12 protein-coding genes and 1 tRNA gene are annotated in these 19,439 nt (G+C 32.4%); 8 read left to right on the plus strand and 5 right to left on the minus strand.

What is annotated here, in order from left to right; genetic code table 11:
* Positions 1-134 precede the first annotated feature (134 nt).
* Both ACHRV0_RS06970 and ACHRV0_RS06975 read right to left on the minus strand, forming a co-directional pair.
* Entirely contained in the window at positions 135-1,172 is a 1,038-nt protein-coding gene (locus tag ACHRV0_RS06970) for a helix-turn-helix transcriptional regulator (protein ID WP_395440329.1), read from the minus strand.
* Positions 1,173-1,410: 238 nt separating this feature from the next.
* Positions 1,411-2,025 (minus strand): hypothetical protein, encoded by a 615-nt coding sequence (locus tag ACHRV0_RS06975; protein ID WP_395440330.1) that lies wholly within the window; start codon positions 2,023-2,025, stop codon positions 1,411-1,413.
* A gap of 94 nt (positions 2,026-2,119) precedes the next feature.
* On the opposite strand from ACHRV0_RS06975, the gene ACHRV0_RS06980 reads away from it, so the two are divergent.
* The 8 genes from ACHRV0_RS06980 to ACHRV0_RS07015 all read left to right on the plus strand — a co-directional run bounded on the left by ACHRV0_RS06980 (position 2,120) and on the right by ACHRV0_RS07015 (position 14,109).
* Positions 2,120-2,512 carry a hypothetical protein gene (locus ACHRV0_RS06980; protein WP_395440331.1) on the plus strand — a complete coding sequence of 131 codons (393 nt, stop codon included), beginning with the start codon at positions 2,120-2,122 and terminating at the stop codon, positions 2,510-2,512.
* Positions 2,513-2,688: 176 nt separating this feature from the next.
* Positions 2,689-2,805: transfer RNA gene (locus tag ACHRV0_RS06985), tRNA-OTHER, on the plus strand.
* Between the two features lie 259 nt (positions 2,806-3,064).
* Positions 3,065-5,305, plus strand: coding sequence for a hypothetical protein (locus ACHRV0_RS06990; protein WP_395440332.1), 2,241 nt, complete (start codon positions 3,065-3,067; stop codon positions 5,303-5,305).
* 224 nt (positions 5,306-5,529) lie between these two features.
* Entirely contained in the window at positions 5,530-6,951 is a 1,422-nt protein-coding gene (locus ACHRV0_RS06995; RefSeq protein ID WP_395440333.1) for an RtcB family protein, read from the plus strand.
* A gap of 325 nt (positions 6,952-7,276) precedes the next feature.
* Positions 7,277-8,074, plus strand: coding sequence for a TatD family hydrolase (locus ACHRV0_RS07000; protein ID WP_395440334.1), 798 nt, complete (start codon positions 7,277-7,279; stop codon positions 8,072-8,074).
* 204 nt (positions 8,075-8,278) lie between these two features.
* Positions 8,279-10,495, plus strand: a complete 2,217-nt coding sequence (locus ACHRV0_RS07005; protein WP_395440335.1) for an AAA family ATPase — start codon at positions 8,279-8,281, stop codon at positions 10,493-10,495.
* Positions 10,477-12,450, plus strand: coding sequence for a UvrD-helicase domain-containing protein (locus tag ACHRV0_RS07010; RefSeq protein WP_395440336.1), 1,974 nt, complete (start codon positions 10,477-10,479; stop codon positions 12,448-12,450). The genes ACHRV0_RS07005 and ACHRV0_RS07010 overlap by 19 nt, the downstream gene beginning before the upstream one ends.
* Positions 12,451-13,605: 1,155 nt before the next feature.
* Complete coding sequence (locus ACHRV0_RS07015) at positions 13,606-14,109, plus strand: hypothetical protein (RefSeq protein ID WP_395440337.1); 504 nt, start codon at positions 13,606-13,608, stop codon at positions 14,107-14,109.
* A 236-nt stretch (positions 14,110-14,345) separates the two neighbouring features.
* Here ACHRV0_RS07015 and ACHRV0_RS07020 read toward each other — a convergent pair whose 3' ends face one another.
* The 3 genes from ACHRV0_RS07020 to ACHRV0_RS07030 all read right to left on the minus strand — a co-directional run bounded on the left by ACHRV0_RS07020 (position 14,346) and on the right by ACHRV0_RS07030 (position 19,268).
* The gene (locus ACHRV0_RS07020; RefSeq protein ID WP_395440338.1) at positions 14,346-16,124 is read right to left on the minus strand and encodes an AMP-dependent synthetase/ligase; all 1,779 of its coding nucleotides are present in this window, start codon (positions 16,122-16,124) and stop codon (positions 14,346-14,348) included.
* A gap of 158 nt (positions 16,125-16,282) precedes the next feature.
* On the minus strand, positions 16,283-16,726 hold the full coding sequence (locus tag ACHRV0_RS07025) for a hypothetical protein (protein WP_089058735.1): 444 nt from the start codon (positions 16,724-16,726) through the stop codon (positions 16,283-16,285).
* A gap of 136 nt (positions 16,727-16,862) precedes the next feature.
* Positions 16,863-19,268, minus strand: coding sequence for a TonB-dependent receptor domain-containing protein (locus ACHRV0_RS07030; protein ID WP_395440339.1), 2,406 nt, complete (start codon positions 19,266-19,268; stop codon positions 16,863-16,865).
* Between the last annotated feature and the right edge of the window lie 171 nt (positions 19,269-19,439).

Here is a 19,439-nt window from a genome sequence, read left to right on the forward strand (position 1 = left end):
CCCTGATTTAGAGGGTTTTGCTGGTTTATTTATAGTGAAATATACTATTCTTTTTTTAGATTTTAACACTTTTTGTGTTGTAAAAAGCTTTTTTTAGTTTTTAAAACGTTTTTTATTCTGTATTCTGTAAAAAACTATGCATTTAATTCAGTGCCGTTTTCGGTTTCATATCTTGAGATTGCCTTTTTTAGAATCGTTTTCATGCGATTTCTTAGATTTTCAGGCCTTAAAATTTCTATCGAATCTCCAAAACCTAATAGAAGCCGTTCCGTTTCATAATTAGGTGAAATAAACAAATGCACAATAATACTTTTATCTTCATTTTCCTTAATCAATCGCTGCGACGAATGCAGCGGTTTTGTCAACACATAAGGTGCATTTATTGCGTCAATCCAAAGTTCAATGCGTCTGGGCTGTAAACCAGAATTTACAGTTACACCAATTATATCTTTATAATAAGCATCAGCATCAAAATGTTCTTCTAAATAAGGAATGTTAAAATCGTAATCAATTGCAATAATTCTGTCTAATGCTAAATTGGTAATTGGTTGTGAAGCTTTTGTTTTACCAATCAAAAACCAGCGATTGTTGAATTCCTTTAATATAAAGGGATGAAAATGAAATTTACTCTCCTCTTTTGATTTGAATGATTTGTAAGTAATCACAAGTACAACCTTTTTAATAATCGCCTGATAAACTTCGTCTAAATAGTGCAAACCTTTTAGACTCTCATTTTTATCCAAATAAATAACAGGTTTGGTGTGCGATTTTTCGGCATAGATTTTATCTTCTAAACGTTGTAAGATATCCGATACATCATTAAATAGAGAGAAATCTTTAAACTGCTTCAACATCGAAACGGTTTCTGTCAAAACATTCATATCGGTTTCCGTCAGCGGAATATCGGTTATCGAAAAATCTTCGTCTTCATATTTATAATACTTTTTATCGTAAACCACGATTGGTGCATTATAACCGAGCTTTTCACTTCGCATCAATTGAATATCCATTTGAATGGTTCGCTTGCTGATTGGGTTTTGTCGTCCTTCATATTCAAATAATGCTTCAGAACACTCTTCGATTAAATCTTCGAGTGTCCATTGCCTGTATTTATTCTGCAGACATTTATCGATCGTTTTGTATCGTATTAAGGCGTTTTTGTTTTGTGACATTGTTGTGTTTTTTGCCACAAAGCCACGAGGACGCTAAGACTTTATTTTTTATGCCACAGATTAAAAGGATTTTAAAAATCTGCCTAATCTGCGTGAAACAAAACTTTGCGACTTTGCGACTTTGCGAGATTAATTCCGCGTTATATATTTTGGGCGTGCCCCTTCGGGTCGGGCTTTCGGCTATATCTTTTGTTTCGTTTCTCTTCACAAAAGGATACCGCCTTAATCCCTCACGCATTTACGTTAACAATAAAATCTCTTTTTCAATATTAATTCTCGCTTTCCCTTCATATAAATTCCTGAACTCCTCAGTTTGAAAAATAAACGCATTCTCCAGAAAATGCTTCAACGCTTTTGCGCGTCCAGGTTTGTATAGAAAATCAGGATAAATGCGATATTCTTTTCTAATTTGTTCAAAATAGATTTTATAATCATCCCAATCTTTAGCGAGTATTTTCAAATCAAAATCGATTAGCCAATTAATATCTTCAATGGCATTTTGCTGATGTTGTTGTGTCGCACAAATCGCATCAAAAATCAATTGTTTATTTAAGCTGACATTTTCAGGTAAAATGGCCAAAGCATATTCAGCACTTTTGAGTTCGTTATCTTTTTTGGAAGCTGAATAAACAAAATCATGATAAAAAATCGAAAATAATATTTCGTCAGGATTTTGAAGTTTGCCTTTATAAATTTCAAAGCTCTCAATCATTTCTTGTAAATGTATGAGATTATGATAATGCCTTGATTTTTTGGAATATGCCTTTTCTAAATCCAGCCAGTTCTGCTGAATATCATTTGCTGAAAAGCCAATGTTTGAAAGTAATTCATAATAAATTTCCTTTAAATTCATCTTGTTTTTTACTCAAATTTAAAATTCTTTTTTTACTGCGCAAAATAATTGCGTAGTGGTTTTGAAATCTTTGTAATGTTAAAATGAAACAGTTATGAGAACTATTAAAATTTATTGTAGAGAATGTGAAAATGCGTTGACTCCAGAATTATTGGAAATTCCTAAAATGAATTTATGTTGGGATGAGAATAAAGATATAATGCCCAAAAATAAATTTTCCATTTTTACTAATGAACAATCTGATAAGAAATCTATTATGGTTGCTATTGATAATTATAATTTAAAAGATCATTCTGATAAATCTAGATTTATGGGATGTTGTGGAAGTTCAAATTTCAATAGTTTAAATAAAGTATGTCGATGTGGTAATGAAGTTGCTTCAGAAATTTCAGATTGTTGGTTGAGTCATTATATAGAATTCGATTTAAGTAAAGTATTCGCTAAAGAAAAAATAAAGGAAGATAATTATAGAGAATTTACATTATAGAAATAAATTCTTACTACGCAAAATAACTGCGTACTAGTTTTGAAATCTTTGTTAGAAATAAAAACAAACGTTCATAGAAATAAAAAAAGAATAAAATAGGTCAAGTTTGAGTTACTTCGAAAACACTTTCCAATGTACCACTTACACCATTACCTTTTTATTTTTCAATCATAATTGGGGCAGTAGCTCAGTGGTAGAGCAGGTAGTTTTGAAATTATCAATCAAAGGTCAATCAAAATTTACTTCTTACACTTTTAATGTCCGTGTCGTGGGTTCGAATCCCACCTGCTCCACAATTAATGGTCAATTGAAACTTACTTCTTTAGGTTCGACTCCTAACTTCCGAAAGGAGGTTGCTGGTTATTAAGTTTTAAAATTATCATTAATAAAAACGAGGGTCAAAATTAGCTTACTTCTCGGGGAAACCCACAAACTTCCAATTTGAATCAGCTAATTCATTACACTCCAATTTCAGGTCAAGTGTTTCTTACTTCAAAATCTTTTAGGTAGAACTCAGAAACACAATTATCTAAATTTTAAAAATTAAAAAAAATGAAAACAAAAGAATTATTAAAAATCAGTTTACACCAAAATGCTATTTTCATTCCGTCAGAAATGATCACGAATGACGTTAAAAATTTATCAGGAACAACATCAGTTTTGTTGGCTAATGTTTCAAAACTTGGATTTACATTTTCTGAGTCATTGCTTCATGCTTTAAACAATGTGAACCCGAATTATAAAATCGAGGTTTTAGAAGTTTTAAGAGAAGTTTTAGGGACTGATAAAAATTGGACACCATTGGTAAAAGAATGGAATATCCCGACAGGTGAGTCTGTTTTGGATCATATTATCATATATTTTGGAAATATTTTCCAGACTAAAAACGGAACGACTTTACAATGCGGACATATTATCCCAGATAATACTTTTCCATTAGAAAGATATAACGGTTGTCCGTTCTGTGGAACTCCGTTTGAATTTGGAAAGCTGGAAAATATTGGTCAAGGAAGCAAATTGAAAATGCTGGAATTATGGACAGAAAAAGATTTAAATGATTTCTATATATCGTTATTGCAATCTAAAACCGCTTTAGACGCTACTCAGGTAGATAGTTTAAAAATGGCGATGCAATATTTGCCTTTACCAAAAACAGAAGTAGCAATGAAGGAAACTTTAATGCTGGTAATCGATCTTTTGATCGAAAATGGTAAAGAAGACGAAGCATCTCAGTTTTTGAAAACACCAACAGATATCTTACGATACTTGTGGTACAAAAACACAGGAATGCTTCAGATTATTGAGCCAAAAACGATTATCAAGAGAACATCAAAAAATGCACAGCATTTCCATAATGTTTTAGATACAAGCGTTCAGGCCAGAATTGCATCTAAAAAAGATTTGAAACTAAAATATTCTCGAAAAGAATGTTTAATGGTGGCAAATTGGTTAAACAATATGAACATGGACGTTGAAGCCATGTGCGAAACGATGCACCCAAAAAGAGGAATGTGGGTTCGTTTTATCCGTGCGTTGCGTTTGGCAGAATACAGCAAAAGAAAAGGATTTGAGAAATTGAATTTTTTAATGGATGTATTCTACAACCAAGTTTACGATGTTTGGCAAAGCAAAGTAGATTCGTCAAGATTGAAATTTGATGCCGATAAAACATTTGCGTTATTAAAACAACGTCCAGGATTATTTGCTCGTTCGTTATTTTCGAATATGTTATGGTTTGGAGCAGATGAAACTATTGCTCATTTTGAAGAAATCATCGATAAAGTTCCAGCACGATTGGTGTTTACTTTAAACATGTATGCTCAAAATTATTTTGATAAAAACATGCAGAGAAGTGTGAAGCCTTTGGGTGGAACAAACAAACGAATTGAAGCGAATGCTTTATTGAAGTTGTATGAAGATTTTCAGTTGAAAGCAATGAAAAATCAAATCGAAGAATTATGCCTTTTGGCTATGAAAAAACGATTTGCTAAAATTGAGAACACGAATAAAACAATTTATATTGATCCGCAATTGTTTAATATGCCGGTTTCTATAGGAGACCGAAGCGAAACCGTTCAGGATTTGCCAGTTGCTTTAATGGGAACACGTTTCCCAGTTGAAGGAAACGAAGTGCGATTGTTTATGCAGTGGGGTAAAGATTTGCCAGCGCAACATTTAGATATGGATTTGAGCTGTCATATCGCTTACGAAGACCGTTCGGATATTTGTTCTTTCAGTAGATTGACGACTACAGGTTGTCAGCATAGTGGGGATATCCGAAGCATTCCGAATAAAATTGGAACTGCCGAATATATCAACATCAACATCGACGAATTGGCGAAAGCCAAAGCTAAATTTGTAACTTTTACTTGTAACGCATACAGCAACGGAAGTATTACGCCAAATCTCGTTGTAGGTTGGATGAACAGCAAACACCCGATGAAAATTTCGGAGAGAACAGGTGTTGCGTACGATCCGTCGTGTGTAGATCATCAGGTTCGTGTGACGCAGAATGTTGCCAAAGGTTTGGTTTTTGGAGTGTTGGATGTAGCCAAAAGAGAAATCGTTTGGTTAGAGATGACTTTCGGAGGTCAGGTTGTAGGCGGTTTAGATTTCAAAGGCGTTCAGGCGTTATTATCAAAACTAAACAGCAAATTGAATATTGGTAGTTTGTTACAGCTCAAAGCGGAAGCTCAAGGTTTAACTATCACTGAAAATGAAATTGCCGATGAAGTTTATACAGCGCAATGGGCGATGAATCCAGCGGTTGTGACGCAATTATTGGTAGATTAGTAGCAAAGTAACAAAGGGACAAAGGTGCAAAGGTTTCACGCAGATTTTGCAGATTTTGCAGATTTAAGCAGATCTAAAAGGATTTTTTATTAATAATCTGCGCTTATCTGCTAAAATCTTTTTAGATCTGCGTGAAATAAAAAACCTACGCAAAATAACTGCGCAGCAGTATAAAACCTTTGCACCTATGAACCTCTGGACCTTTGTCCCTTAAAAAAGAAAAAATGAAAACACAAATAAACGGTACAGATATATTAGAATTAGGATTTCCAGAAGGAAAAATAATTGGGATTGCCTTAAAAATAAACAGCAAAAGAAACGGATTCACAAGAGACGAAATGATTGCCAATTTCAAAAACGTCTTACAAACTCCTGAGCATTATATAGACGATGAAATCTTCAGCAAACTGGCTGTCGCTTTAATCGAAAAAGCGAATGAAAAACCAGAAGATTTCATCGCATTGAATCAAAATCCGAATGCATATTCGGCTTACGGATTAGATCATATCGAAGATGGAGCCAGAAAACAAATGGAAGTTGCCATGAAATTGCCTGTGTCGGTTGCCGGAGCTTTAATGCCAGACGCGCACCAAGGTTACGGATTACCGATTGGCGGCGTTTTGGCAACAAAAAACGCCATTATTCCGTATGGTGTTGGTGTTGATATTGGGTGTCGAATGGCGTTATCGGTTTATGATATTCCAGAAGATTTTTACTTTGAAAACGAAGCTAAATTCAAAAAAGAATTAATTGCGAATTCCATTTTTGGAGCGGGTCACGGATTTCACGGTCAATACAAATCAGATCATGCGGTTTTGGAGAATGAAACGTTCAATATGAATCCGTTTGTGAAGAATCTGAAAGATAAAGCCTGGTCGCAATTAGGATCTTCGGGTGGTGGAAATCACTTTGTGGAATTCGGAATCATGGAATTTGCTAAAGACGATGCCGTTTTAAATATCCCAAAAGGAAAATATGTTGCTTTGTTAACGCATTCTGGTTCACGCGGAATGGGAGCAACCATAGCCGGACATTATACTAAAATTGCCAAAGACGAGTGCAGACTTCCAGAAGTAGCTAAAAACTTGGCATATTTAGATATGAACTCGCAATTAGGACAAGAATATTGGCTTGCGATGAATTTGGCGGGAGATTACGCTTCGGCTTGTCACGAGATTATCCATAACAAAATGGAACGCGCTTTGGGTGCGACGATTTTAGCCAAAGTCGAAAACCACCATAATTTTGCCTGGAAAGAAATTTGGAACGACGAAGAAGTGATCGTGCATAGAAAAGGAGCAACTCCAGCCGGAAAAGGCGTTATGGGAATCATTCCGGGAAGTATGACCGCACCAGGATTTTTGGTGAGAGGAAAAGGCGAGGAGAACGCCATTAATTCAGCTTCGCATGGAGCAGGAAGACAAATGAGTAGAACCCAAGCCATAAAAAATATCACACAAACCGAAATGAAATCGATCCTAAAAGATCATGGCGTTACGCTTATCGGAGCAGGTCTAGACGAAGCTCCAATGGCGTATAAAGATATCAATCAGGTCATGGAAGCGCAACAGGATTTAGTAGATGTTGTAGCAAAGTTTACACCTAAATTGGTTAGAATGGCAGATGATGGAAGCCGAGAAGACTAGTGGTCAGTGATCAGTTTTTTAGTGTTCAGTGTAGAGACGCACTGTAGTGTGTGTAACATAACGTTTTCTCATTTTATGTCATTTCGACGTAAGGAGAAATCACATGCGGGATTCGACAAAGATTGGCGACATTTTGTGCGGAGTTTCTAGTGCGATTTACTTCGTCTGTTCGCTATCGCTCGAGTCTCCCTTCGGTCGAAATGACAAACTTTGTCCCTCTGTCCTTCTGAACCTTTGCAACTAAAAAAAAACAAACAAAAAGACTCAAAGAGAAGAAACCTTTGTCCCTCTGTCCCTTTGAGTCTTTGTAACTTAAAAGAAAAAAATGAATTATATAGACATAGGAATCAACCTAACCAATAAACAATTCCAAAACGATATAGACGATGTCGTACAAGACGCGCTCGATGCCGATGTATCGCAAATGATACTCACAGGCACCAGCGTACGAAATAGCGAAGAATCTGCTAAGATTGCGAGGCAGTATCCAGGCGTGCTGTACGCTACGGCGGGAATACATCCGCATGATGCTAAGAGTTTCGATGCGCAGAGTATTTCGAAACTCAGGAAATTATTAGAACTGAAACATGTCGTTTCCGTTGGCGAATGCGGACTCGATTTTGATCGTGATTTTTCGCCCCGAAACAAACAGGAAGAATGTTATAAAGCCCAATTAGAATTGGCGATTGAAGTTCAGAAACCGTTGTTTTTGCACGAAAGAAGCGCTTTTAATTCTTTTATGAATATTACCAAAGACTATTTACCGAAACTGCCAAAAGCCGTTGTGCATTGTTTTACGGGAACGTTGCAAGAAGCCAAAACCTATCTCGATAACGGATTTTATTTGGGTTTTACGGGAGCGATTTCTCACGCTAAGCGTTTCAATCATTTAAAAGAAGTGATTCAGTACGTACCGCTCGACCGAATGATGATTGAAACCGATGCGCCGTTTATGCTTCCTAAAAATGTCCCGAACAGTCTCTTGCAGCAATACCACGAACGCCGTTGCGAACCTGCTTTTCTGCCGTATGTTGCCGGAACAATTGCACAGTTTAAAAGAATTACTTTAGCTAAAGTGGCGGAAGAAACTACGAGGAATTCTAAAAGCTTTTTTGGGATTTAATATTTTATAAAAATTATTTGTTGGCTTTTAAATCAGGTGTTTGTACTTGGTTTGAGGGCTTTTTGTTTATATATATTTGAACAGATATGAAGAAAAAACTTAATGTATTTAAAAATGAAATAATATTCTATTATTTGTTGTTTACGGATTACCGTAATGCGAAGAAAATTAATACAGCTAAGTTTGAATAAAACAATTAAGAATATGAAAATAAAACAGATTCAGGTTGATAATTACCGTCTTCTTCAAAATTTTAAATTAGATTTAGAGGATGAACTATCGTTAGTTTTAGGGAAAAATAACACTGGAAAAACATCTATTTTGTCAGTGCTTGAAAAGTTTATAAATTCTGAAAAAAGTAAATTTACTTCTGAGGATTTTAATCTCGTTTTTAAAAATGGATTAGAGGATTTAATTAAAAATTCAGTTGAGAAAACAGAAGAAGAATTTAAAGAATTAGGAAAAGATCTGGGAATAAAATTAAGATTAGTAATTGAATATTTTGATAACGATGACTTATCAAATATATGCAATGTAATGATGAACTTGGATCCAGACAATAATAAAGTAGTCTTAGGGTTTAATTTCGTGATTAATTTTGATGGGTACAGAAAATTTAGAAAAGAATATTCTGAATTTGAAAAGAAAGAAAAGTTAAAATTTGAGAAAGGGAAAATAAAATCAGAGGATAGTGAAGAAGTAATAAGTACCTATTCACAGCGTGGATTTAATGAATTTTTCAAACAAAATTTCACGGAATATTTTAAGCTTTATAAAGGACCGTTGGAATGGGATCTTATGAAAAATGAAATAATTGAATCTACCATTGTTGGTGCTGAAAATTTTAAAGATATTTTAAATTTTAAGTCGATTAAAGCTAAACGTGATGTAAATAATAAAGAAACAGACAAAACTTTATCTAAGCAAACTTCTGAGATTTATAAAAGAGAAGAAACAAGCGAAGAACAAAAAGAAAAGATTGAAAAATTCACTGATGAGTTATCAAGCACAGATAAGACTTTAACGGGAATTTATGCAGATATTTTTAAAGCAGTTATATCTGATATAAAAAAGTTTGGTGGGCTTCAGGAAAATGAGACAAATATTGAAATATTTTCAACATTGCAACAGCGTGAATTGCTTGAAGGAAATACAACCGTAATGTATTCACATGAAAATAGTGATAAGTTGCCAGAACATCACAATGGATTAGGATATATGAATTTGATTAGTTTAATTTTTGAAATCAAAATTCAAGTTGAAGAATTTAAAAGAGGAAAATTAGAAAAACCATCAGATATTAATTTATTATTTATTGAAGAACCAGAAGCACATACACATCCTCAAATGCAATATGTTTTTATTAAGAACATAAAGGAATTATTAAAAGGCGGAATAAATAAGAAACTAAAAAATGATGAAGGTGAAGAAAAAATAATTCAACGAGAGTTGCAATATATTGTAAGTACGCATTCATCTCATATAGTTGCAGAAAGTAAATTTGATGATATAAAATATCTTAAGAAGCTTAATAAGAATGAAGTAATATCTAAAAATTTAAAGGATCTTGAAAAAGAATATAACGAGAAAGGTCAACAGCAAAATTACAAATTCTTAAAACAGTATTTGACTCTTAATCGGGCTGAATTATTTTTTACAGATAAAGCAATTTTTATAGAAGGTGATACAGAAAGAATTTTATTGCCAGCTATGATGAAAAAAATTGATGGCGAGTATCCTGAAAATAAATTATTATCTCAAAATATTTCGATTGTCGAGGTTGGAGCTTACTCTCACATTTTTGAAAAGTTTATAGATTTTATAGGAATGAAGTCTTTAATAATAACCGATATTGATAGTTATTATCTAGTTCCTGCAATGGAGAAAGATAAAACTACTCCTAAAAAAAAGGCTAATGGCGAGCCAGAATTTAAAACTCAAAAATGTCCTGCAAATGCGCCAAATTCAGATAAAACCTCAAATCATTCATTGTTGTTTTTCTATGGTAAAACATGTGATGATTTAATTTATTTTAAAGAGCTTCTATTGGAATCAAAAACTCTAATAAAAGATAAAAATAAAGAATGGAAAGTTGACAAAAAAGGAAAATTGTTAATCGTATATCAAACAGAAGAATTAGGATATCATGCTAGAAGTTTTGAAGATGCATTTTTTAAATTAAATGAAGATTTTATATCTAACTCGTGCAATGAATTTGAATCATTAACAAATAAATGGATTGAAAAATTTAGAATAGATAAAGATCCTTTTCAATTAGCAGAAAAGGGGGTTAATAGTAAACCTTCTTTAGCAATTGAAATCTTGCGAAATAGTGCATCTGATGCTAGTGGAAATGAATATAGTAATTGGCAAATCCCTGCCTATATAAAAGAAGGATTGTTATGGCTGAAGGAAGATTAGAAAAAGTAGAAAGAAAAGATGAATTTCAGCTAATAATGGAACTCATTAGAAAAGGAGATAATTTTCTTTTAAGTGGTGGAGCAGGTAGTGGAAAAACATATTCTTTGGTTCAAGTCATAAAAAAGGTGATTGAAGAATTTCCTACTATCAAAGTAGCATGTATGACTTATACGAATTCAGCTGTAAAAGAAATTGAAGAAAGAGTTAATCATGAGAGTTTAAATGTTACAACTATACATGATTTCTTATGGGATAATATTAAAAACTATCAAAAAGAACTTAAGAAAGTCTTAATAGAATTAATAAATGATGAAGCAGTTGATAAAATTGAACTTATAAACAATCAAAAAGTTGGAGCAACTTATTACGATGGAATAGAAGAAATAAAGTATTCATATCAAAGCGTGCAATTACCTCAAGGAATAATCTCGCATGATGAATTATTATTGCTTGCAAATAGGATGTTTAAAAACAGTAAACTGTTATGCGATATAATAAAAGATAAATTTAAATTCATTTTCATAGATGAATATCAAGATACACATAAAGAAGTTGTAGAAATATTTTTAGAACATTTAAATAAAAGTAAAAAGCAAAATATCATTGGTTTTTTTGGAGATGCAATGCAATCTATTTATGATGATGGTATAGGAAATTTAAATGTTTATTTAAAAGAAAATAAAGTAGTTGAAGTTAAGAAAATTCAAAATAGAAGAAATCCAAAATTAGTTTACGAATTAGCAAACAAGTTAAGAACTGATGGTATTCAACAAACTCATTCAAATGATGAAAATGCACCTAACATGAATTCTAAAGAAGAAGTTAAATTAGGTGATATTAAATTTATTTATTCTAAGAATGATGATTTGGAGAAAGTTAAAACATATTTAGGATGGGATTTTAAAAAATTTAAAGAAACTAAGGAGTTAAATCTTACGCATAATTTAAATGCGAAAAAAGGTCAGTTCACTACTTTAATGGATATATACAATAATGATAAAATTCTTGAGTATAAAAATAATATCGTAAAGCACCTGAAAAACTCAACAGACATTGTAATCTCAGAAGATGATACTTTTGGTGAAGTTATAGAAAAAGTAAAATTACCAATGACTGGGCCAATAAGCTCATTTATATCTTTAAATCCTTTACTTTTTGAGGAGGCAAAAAAGTATAAATTTGTAAATTTTAGAAGAATTTATTTGAGCAGTGAAACCTTAACAGATGATAAGAAACAAGATGAAGATGACGAAAGTAAAAAAGGGTCGAAAAGAGACCATTTATTAAAGCATTTATTTAAAATTCAAAACAATATAAAATATTACAAGGATGCTAAATATTTGGAATTTTTAAAAGAAACTGATTACAAAGCATATTTAAAAGAAAACAAACTTATATTTAATATAGAACAAAAAAAAGTTTTGAAAACAAATATCGATAAACTTATTAATGTTGGAGATAAGACTATTGAAGAAGTTATTAATGAGGCTCATGAAATGGGAATATGTATGAAATCATATAATTTATTAAAGTTTCAGACGGAAAAAGCATATGCTTATAATAGAATTAGAAAAGTTAGTTTTTCAGAATTTCAAAACGTTTACAATTATTTAGAAGGCTTAACAAATTATTCAACTCAGCATAAAGTCAAAGGGGATGAATTTGATAATGTTCTTGTAATTCTTGATAATGGTAATTGGAATAAATACAATTTTGAATATGTTTTTGACAGTTTAAATCAAGAAAAAAATCTTATTGAAGGAAAATCAAAAACAAAGTCTAAATTAACATCATTTTATAATACTCTGCCAAGAACTCAAAAGATTTTTTATGTTTGTTGTACAAGAGCAAAAAATAAGTTAGCTGTTTACTATCAAAGCCCAAGTTTGAATGTTATAAGCACAGCTCAAGAATGGTTTGGAGTACATAATGTAATTAATATTGATGAAATATAAATCAATATATTTTTGTTGCAAAAATTTTATTTTAATCAATATTTGTTAAATTATTGCAAAATATACTACATTTGTATCTGTAATTAAAAACATAAAAAAACACAGTGATACTATCAATAAGCAAAAATTTTGAAACTTTAGCCGGAGATTCTGCAGCTGTAAGCTCAGGATGCGTATGTGTTTTTGTGAAATTAAAATATAAAATTTAGAGTCAAACTCATCATAAAACAGAAAAGCGTCCTCATTTCAGGACGCTTTTTTTGTTTTAGAGCAATTCAAATTTGTTCAATGCGACAAAAAAGAGGCTTAAAATGATAGAAAAGCAAACCATAACTAAAAAATACTAAAAAAATAATTGACCAAATGTTTAATGATTAATCAAAATAGCGAAATATAATCTTGAAAAGTAATCTGATGAGTAACAGTCATTTGATAAAAAGATAAATCTGCACCAGTATGCGGACAGGGATTTCTTTGTTTTAATTTTAGGATTAATTAATTGATAATCAGAAAATTAATATTAAAAAATATTTGGAAATATGATTTTTTCGATATTATCTTTGCCTGACAAAATTGAAACAAAAAGTTTCTAATAACAACGCAGCAACAACAATTAAAAAAAATAAAACAATGAGTTTTAAATTATACATAGACAACCCAAGACTAGCAGCCGCGACTTCGAATAGCGAATGCTTTTACATATCGGTGCATCAATATAGGCAATAGGATAATTATATCGTATTTGTTATGAAGCACCTTTAATTGGGTGCTTTTTTTTGCCTTAGGGGCAAAGGTTCAAAGGGGCAGAGAGACAGAGAAAAAAACTTAGTATCTCATCACCTTAGTACCTCAGAAGCTTAAAAAAAATAAACAATAAAAATTTAAGGATGAATCAAAAAATAGGACTTAGGTCAGACTATAGTGGTCAAACAGATAAAGTGGAATTTAATGAGTTGCCATTTGCCTCGAGAAGAAAGATGGATTTGGAGCTTATTAACCTATGGAAGGAAAAGGTGAATTTTAAGGAAATTATACATATCATTTAGAGATGTTTCTCTGTTAAGGCAATGGTGCTTTTGAACTTTTGTGATATTGGATTTCTTAGAAAAACCTTCGATTTCCTCAGATTCCCAAGAATTACAAAATCAAAATACCATGCAAAACAATACATTACAACAATATAAAAACGCAATTAGAAAAAAATACGAGTTAGAAAAAGAAGGCAGATACTTTGATTATTTGTACAAACCTTCTCGTGGAAAACTTCGTGATTTGTGCTGGTTGATTTTCGAAAATAACCCAACAAAAGAGGATTTAAATGTTTTTAGCAATCTCTTGGGCTTAGATTTCGATCATAGTAAAAAGAATAAGTTTAAGGAGAAGAAAGATAAGTTTAGACCTATCGAGACTTTCTTTAAAGGTGAAACAGATCCATCAAATATCGATGCTATAAATATGGCTGCAATTTTGGTTGATTTTGAGCTTCGTCCTTTTAAAAAGTTTTACGAAAATTCTAAAACTGAAGAAACAAAACCAGTTAAACGGATGGAGAAAGCTAAAGCAGTTTTTGAAAAAAAGAGTTCTCTAAAAAAAGAAAAGGCTGAGAAAAAGTCTAAGAGAAGAAACTTCTTTAGAGATTTTAAAAGTATGTTTTTCTAGGCTTTTGCCACAAAGGCGCTAAGACACAAAGTTTTTTAGCCACTCTCGATAGCTATCAGGGTAAAGGATTGAAAAGATTATTAAAATCTGCTCAATCTGCGTGAAACTAATCTTATCGACCCTAGCGGTTAAAAAATAATGAAAAACAATAGATGAAATTAGAATTTTCATAAAATAAAAAACGGCTGTCTAAAATTTTAGTCAGCCGTTTTTCTTTGGTTAATTATTTTGGAATTTTAATTGTGATCGTAGATTTTAGCGTAAAGATCTTTATAGATTTCTTTAATGATTTTACGTTTTAATTTTAGAGTAGGAGTAAGCTGTCCGCCATCGATAGACCAAACATCTGGAGTAAGCTCAAAACGTTTGATTTTTTCCCAGTTTCCAAATTTCTCATTGATGCTTTCGACTTCTTCATTTATACGTTTAATTACATCGGCATTTGCACTAATTGCTGCATCTGTATTTCCTAAAGTAATTTTATGAATTTTAGCCCATTCTTTTACAAACTCAAAATTAGGTTGAATAAAAGCACCCGGCATTTTTTCGCCATCACCAATTACCATAATCTGCTCAATAAAACGAGATTGTTTCATCGCGTTTTCAATAATTTGCGGTGCAATATATTTTCCTCCTGATGTTTTGAACATTTCTTTTTTACGGTCGGTAATTTTTAAGAAACCTTCGCTGTCGATTTCTCCAATATCTCCCGTGTGGAAATAACCGTCTTGCAAAGCTTCTGCTGTTTTTTCAGGATCTTTAAAATAACCTAGCATTACATTTGGTCCTTTGCAAAGGATTTCTCCGTCTTCGGCAATTTTTACTTCGACGTTACGAATTGGTTTTCCAACAGTTCCAATTTTAAAACCTTTGTTTCTTTGGTCGTTTACAGCAATTACAGGAGATGTTTCAGATAAACCGTAACCTTCCATAACTGGAATTTCGGCAGCAGCAAAAACTCTTGTTAAACGTGGCTGTAAAGCGGCACTTCCAGAAACCATCAAATCTAAATTTCCTCCCAAACCTTCTTTCCATTTACTGAAAATAAGTTTGCGGGCAATTTTTAACTGAAACTCATACCAAGCACCATTGGCTCCGTATGGTTCATATTTTAAACCTAAATCAATAGCCCAGAAAAATAGTTTTTTCTTGATGCCTGTTAATTCGGCTCCTTTAGCATAAATTTTATCGTAAACTTTTTCTAAAAGTCTTGGTACAGCTGTAATTACATTTGGACGAACTTCTTTTAAGTTGTCGCTGATTTTTTCAATAGATTCTCCAAAATAAACTGAAATACCATAATATTGATAGATGTACAAAATCATTCTTTCAAAAATATGGCAGATAGGCAGGAAGCTTAATGCGCTGCTTTTTCCTGGATCAAACGGAATTCTTGGTGCACTGTCTAAAACATTAGAAACAATGTTTCTGTGCGAAAGCATAACACCTTTTGGGCGTCCTGTAGTTCCAGAGGTATAAATAATAGTGGCTAAATCGTCCGTTTTTATACTGTCTTTTCTTGCTTCAACTTCGGCTTGATTGCTTTGGTCTTCACCAAGCGTTAATAATTCAGACCAATGTTTGCAGCCTTCAATTTCATTAAAAGAATAAACTTCTTTTAGGGTCGGCACATTTGCTTTGATAAGATTTACTTTTTCAAGTACTTCTACATCCGAAACAAAGCAATAAATACTGCCGCTATGGTTCAAAATATATTCGTAATCTTCCTCAGAGATTGTTGGATAAATAGGCACGTTTTGCGCACCAGTCTGCTGGATACCAATATCCATAATATTCCACTCAGTACGGTTGTTTGAGGTAATTAGGGCAATTTTATCATCTTTTTGAACACCCATGCGCAATAATGCTCTCGAAACAGCATTTGCTTTTGCAATATATTCCTGGCTAGATGTTTTTTCCCAGACTCCATTTTTTTTAGTTGCTAACGCAACCGGAAGATCGTAAGTTTCTTGTTGATAATAGGGAAAATCAAAAAGGCGTGTGATTGAAACCATGTTTAATATATTGAATTTTATCGCAAATTAAATAAAAATTAGGTATAATTTTTAATTTTATGGAATTTTATGGGAAAATTTATAGGTACTTTTAAAAATCAACGAAAACGTTTTCTTTTTTGTAGTAAATTTTAGAAAAAACAAGAATTATTTATTTTCTAAGAGCGTTTTTTCGATTCAGAATCTTCAGAATAATCTTTGATTCGTTCGCCCATTATAAACATTTTTTTCTTGTTGAAATGAATGGAGAATTGAACATAAATCCAATCTTCTTCATTATTAGGTTTGTACCACATGGTATACGAAGCACTGTTGTAACCTTCTTTAAAAATTGGAATACCGTCTTCAGAACATTCGATTCCCCAGTTTATACTTTTTTTGGATAAATCTTCGTACTGAAAAGTTCCTGTTCCGTTAGCATTCAATTGTACAATTGGCTCGGTTTTTCCTTCGTATAAAAAGGTGCCTTCAATTGGATAACCAATTTTTGTTGTAATAAAATGATCGTGAATTTTATATCTTATTTTGTCAATCTTAATTTGTGCATGCGATTGAGCTGCGACTAGAAATAGCGCATAGAGGAGTGCTTTGTAAAATTTCATTCTATGTAGGTTAATTTGTTTTTGGAATGGGCCAAAAAGTTCTTGGGCGCGAACTTTTTGGCGAATATAGTTCAAATTTCAGTAGAAATTAGAATCCAAATTACAAGAATGAATATTTTTATTTTTGAGTAAAAAACTATTCTGTAGAGAATTGATTTTCTAATAATTTTTCTTTAAAATCAGATTTAAAAGTATATGCAAAAGTCAGCATAAATGCGCGAGTATCTGATTTGTTAGTTCTATTATTGCTAAATAGTAAAGTGTTGTTTTTGTAACCGCTTTCGAGTGTGTTAAACATATCGGTAACAACCAAACCTAAACGTGCGTTTCCTTTTCCAAGTTTTTGCTGAAAACCCATATCTACATTATAAACCGGAATTCTTTTTCCTTGTGCTGTTGTTAAAGCCGAATTGTAATTTCCGATAATCTGGAGTTTTCCGCCTTTCCAAGGAACAAAGTTATTGATGATTTTTCCGTACCAGCTAAAAGCATTTTTCACTACATCTTGAGTTAGATTTGTGGCGTCTATTTTTTGTTCGAAAGCGGTTAAACTAATATTAGCATCATAAAAAGAGAATGGTTTTAAGGTGAAGATAGTTTCTAAACCATAAGTTATCGTACTTCCTATGTTTCTTGGCTGCAGTAAAATTACACCATTATCTTGTAATTCGGCATATTGTCTAATCGCGTCTTTTGCATTTCGGTAAAAAGCATTGGTTGAAAAAGAATAGTTTTCCCAGTTTTTGTTGTAGCTTACTTCTGCAATATGAATAATTTCAGGTTTCAAATAAGGATTTCCGCCATGAGGATTTAACGCATCAGTAATATCAATAAAGGGATTTAAATCGTCTAAATCTGGACGGTTAATGCGCTTGCTGTAACCAAATTTGATAAATTCATCTGGTTTTAAATTCATTTGTAAAGAAGCTGATGGGAACAGTTTTAAATAATGATTTGAAAAATTATCAGTATTGTTCTGCGTTTCTCCATTGTTTGAAACCTGTTCTGCGCGAAGTCCTAAATTATATTTCCATTTAGGATTGTCAGTTTCGCCAATAAACGAATTCAGCATTCCGTAAACAGCATTTATTTGTTCGTTGTATTTAAAAGTATTGCTTGCCAAAGGATTAACAATATATTCGTCGTTTGTCAAATCAGCACTTTCAAAGTCTGAGTCAAAAAAACGAAACGTTCCTTTATATCCAGTTTCTACAATTGATTTTTCAGATACTGGAACCGTATAATTTACAATAGCATTCGAGATATTTTCATTTGTATAATTATGAGTTCTTTGCCATGCAGCATCGCCTATTTGTTGTTTATAAGCGTCATAATTATAAGTGTCAATATCAGTGTTTTCTTTGTGTTTGTTGAAAGAAGAAGTAATACTTGTATTTAGACTTTTTCTGTCGTCAGAAAATTTTCGATCATAATTAAAAGCAAGTTCGCCCACTTTTGTGCGTTCCAGTTCTAAAGAGTGACGTTTGTTGCTCGAAAAAAACTGATTTGCGCTTGTGTTTACCTGCGTGTATAAAGTTTCATCATTATCTTGATTTTCTAAATTTCCGAGTGCTTCAAACGAAAAGCTGTTTTTGTCGTTTGGAGTAAAATCGACGTTAAATTTCAAGTTTTGCAAACCTTCTGTACGAGCATCATCTCTATTTTGATGAATGTAATGCTCATCATCTATGAAAAAATTAGTTCGATCAGCATTTATTTTTTTAGTTCTGCCGGCAAAACGATTGTCATAGGCCAAACCAAAATTCCATTTTTCAGTTTTATGATTTAATATCACAGAGCTGTTCATTCTTCCTTTAGCACCAAAACCAGCGCCTAGAACTACCGCTCCATTTATCCCTTGTTGATTAATCTTTTTAAGTTTAATATTTATAATTCCGCTTTCAGCATTAGCATCATATTTTGCAGTTGGATTACTTATCACTTCGATACTTTCTATACTGCTTGCCGCAATTTGATCCATATTTGTAATGGCCGAATTTTTACCATTAATCAAAATCATTGGCGATTTTCCTCTTAGTGTTATACCGCCTTCAGCATCTACTGCAACAGTCGGAATACTTTTTAGCATATCAGTCGCCGTTCCGCCGGACTGCGAAATGTTTGAAACCGCATTAAAAACAAATCCTTCATCTGTTTTCTGAATTTGTTTTCGCTGAGATTTTACAACAACATCATTTAGTAAATTGGTATCGGTTTGTAATTTGATGGTTCCAATAGAAATTGGGTTGTCAGATACCTTTATTTTTTGAGAAATAGTTTTAAAACCAATTAGTTTAAATTGAAGTTGATAATCTCCAGATTGAATGTTTTCTAAGGCAAAGTTTCCTAAAACATCGGTTACAGCATAATTGGCTGTTTTGGTAGAATCGCTGGCGCTTTTTAGAACTACATCAACAAATTCCACTGGAAGTTTTCCGTCAGTAATGTTTCCTTTTATAGCTGCGGTTTTTTGAGCAAAAGAAAACTGGCTTATAGTAAATAAGAAAATCAGCAGGGATAATTTTTGGATCATATTTTTCATGAAACAAAGATATTTACCAGAATGTTTACGCTTGCTTAAGCTGTCTTAAGATACCATTAAATTAATCTTAGAATAGTTTAAATAGTTTAGTTAGCCACGAATTACACGAATTTCCACGAATGCATTGTGTGTAAAAGTTTGCCACAGATTAAAAGGATTCTCACAGATTAT

It is taken from the genome of Flavobacterium sp. FlaQc-30 (genome assembly GCF_044005885.1).
Lineage (GTDB): Bacteria > Bacteroidota > Bacteroidia > Flavobacteriales > Flavobacteriaceae > Flavobacterium.

Bases quoted from the DNA above. Each gene is read 5' to 3' on its own strand.
- ACHRV0_RS06970 (WP_395440329.1), bottom strand. From the start codon at position 1,172: ATGTCACAAAACAAAAACGCCTTAATACGATACAAAACGATCGATAAA.
- ACHRV0_RS06975 (WP_395440330.1), bottom strand. From the start codon at position 2,025: ATGAATTTAAAGGAAATTTATTATGAATTACTTTCAAACATTGGCTTT.
- ACHRV0_RS06980 (WP_395440331.1), top strand. From the start codon at position 2,120: ATGAGAACTATTAAAATTTATTGTAGAGAATGTGAAAATGCGTTGACT.
- ACHRV0_RS06990 (WP_395440332.1), top strand. From the start codon at position 3,065: ATGAAAACAAAAGAATTATTAAAAATCAGTTTACACCAAAATGCTATT.
- ACHRV0_RS06995 (WP_395440333.1), top strand. From the start codon at position 5,530: ATGAAAACACAAATAAACGGTACAGATATATTAGAATTAGGATTTCCA.
- ACHRV0_RS07000 (WP_395440334.1), top strand. From the start codon at position 7,277: ATGAATTATATAGACATAGGAATCAACCTAACCAATAAACAATTCCAA.
- ACHRV0_RS07005 (WP_395440335.1), top strand. From the start codon at position 8,279: ATGAAAATAAAACAGATTCAGGTTGATAATTACCGTCTTCTTCAAAAT.
- ACHRV0_RS07010 (WP_395440336.1), top strand. From the start codon at position 10,477: ATGGCTGAAGGAAGATTAGAAAAAGTAGAAAGAAAAGATGAATTTCAG.
- ACHRV0_RS07015 (WP_395440337.1), top strand. From the start codon at position 13,606: ATGCAAAACAATACATTACAACAATATAAAAACGCAATTAGAAAAAAA.
- ACHRV0_RS07020 (WP_395440338.1), bottom strand. From the start codon at position 16,124: ATGGTTTCAATCACACGCCTTTTTGATTTTCCCTATTATCAACAAGAA.
- ACHRV0_RS07025 (WP_089058735.1), bottom strand. From the start codon at position 16,726: ATGAAATTTTACAAAGCACTCCTCTATGCGCTATTTCTAGTCGCAGCT.
- ACHRV0_RS07030 (WP_395440339.1), bottom strand. From the start codon at position 19,268: ATGAAAAATATGATCCAAAAATTATCCCTGCTGATTTTCTTATTTACT.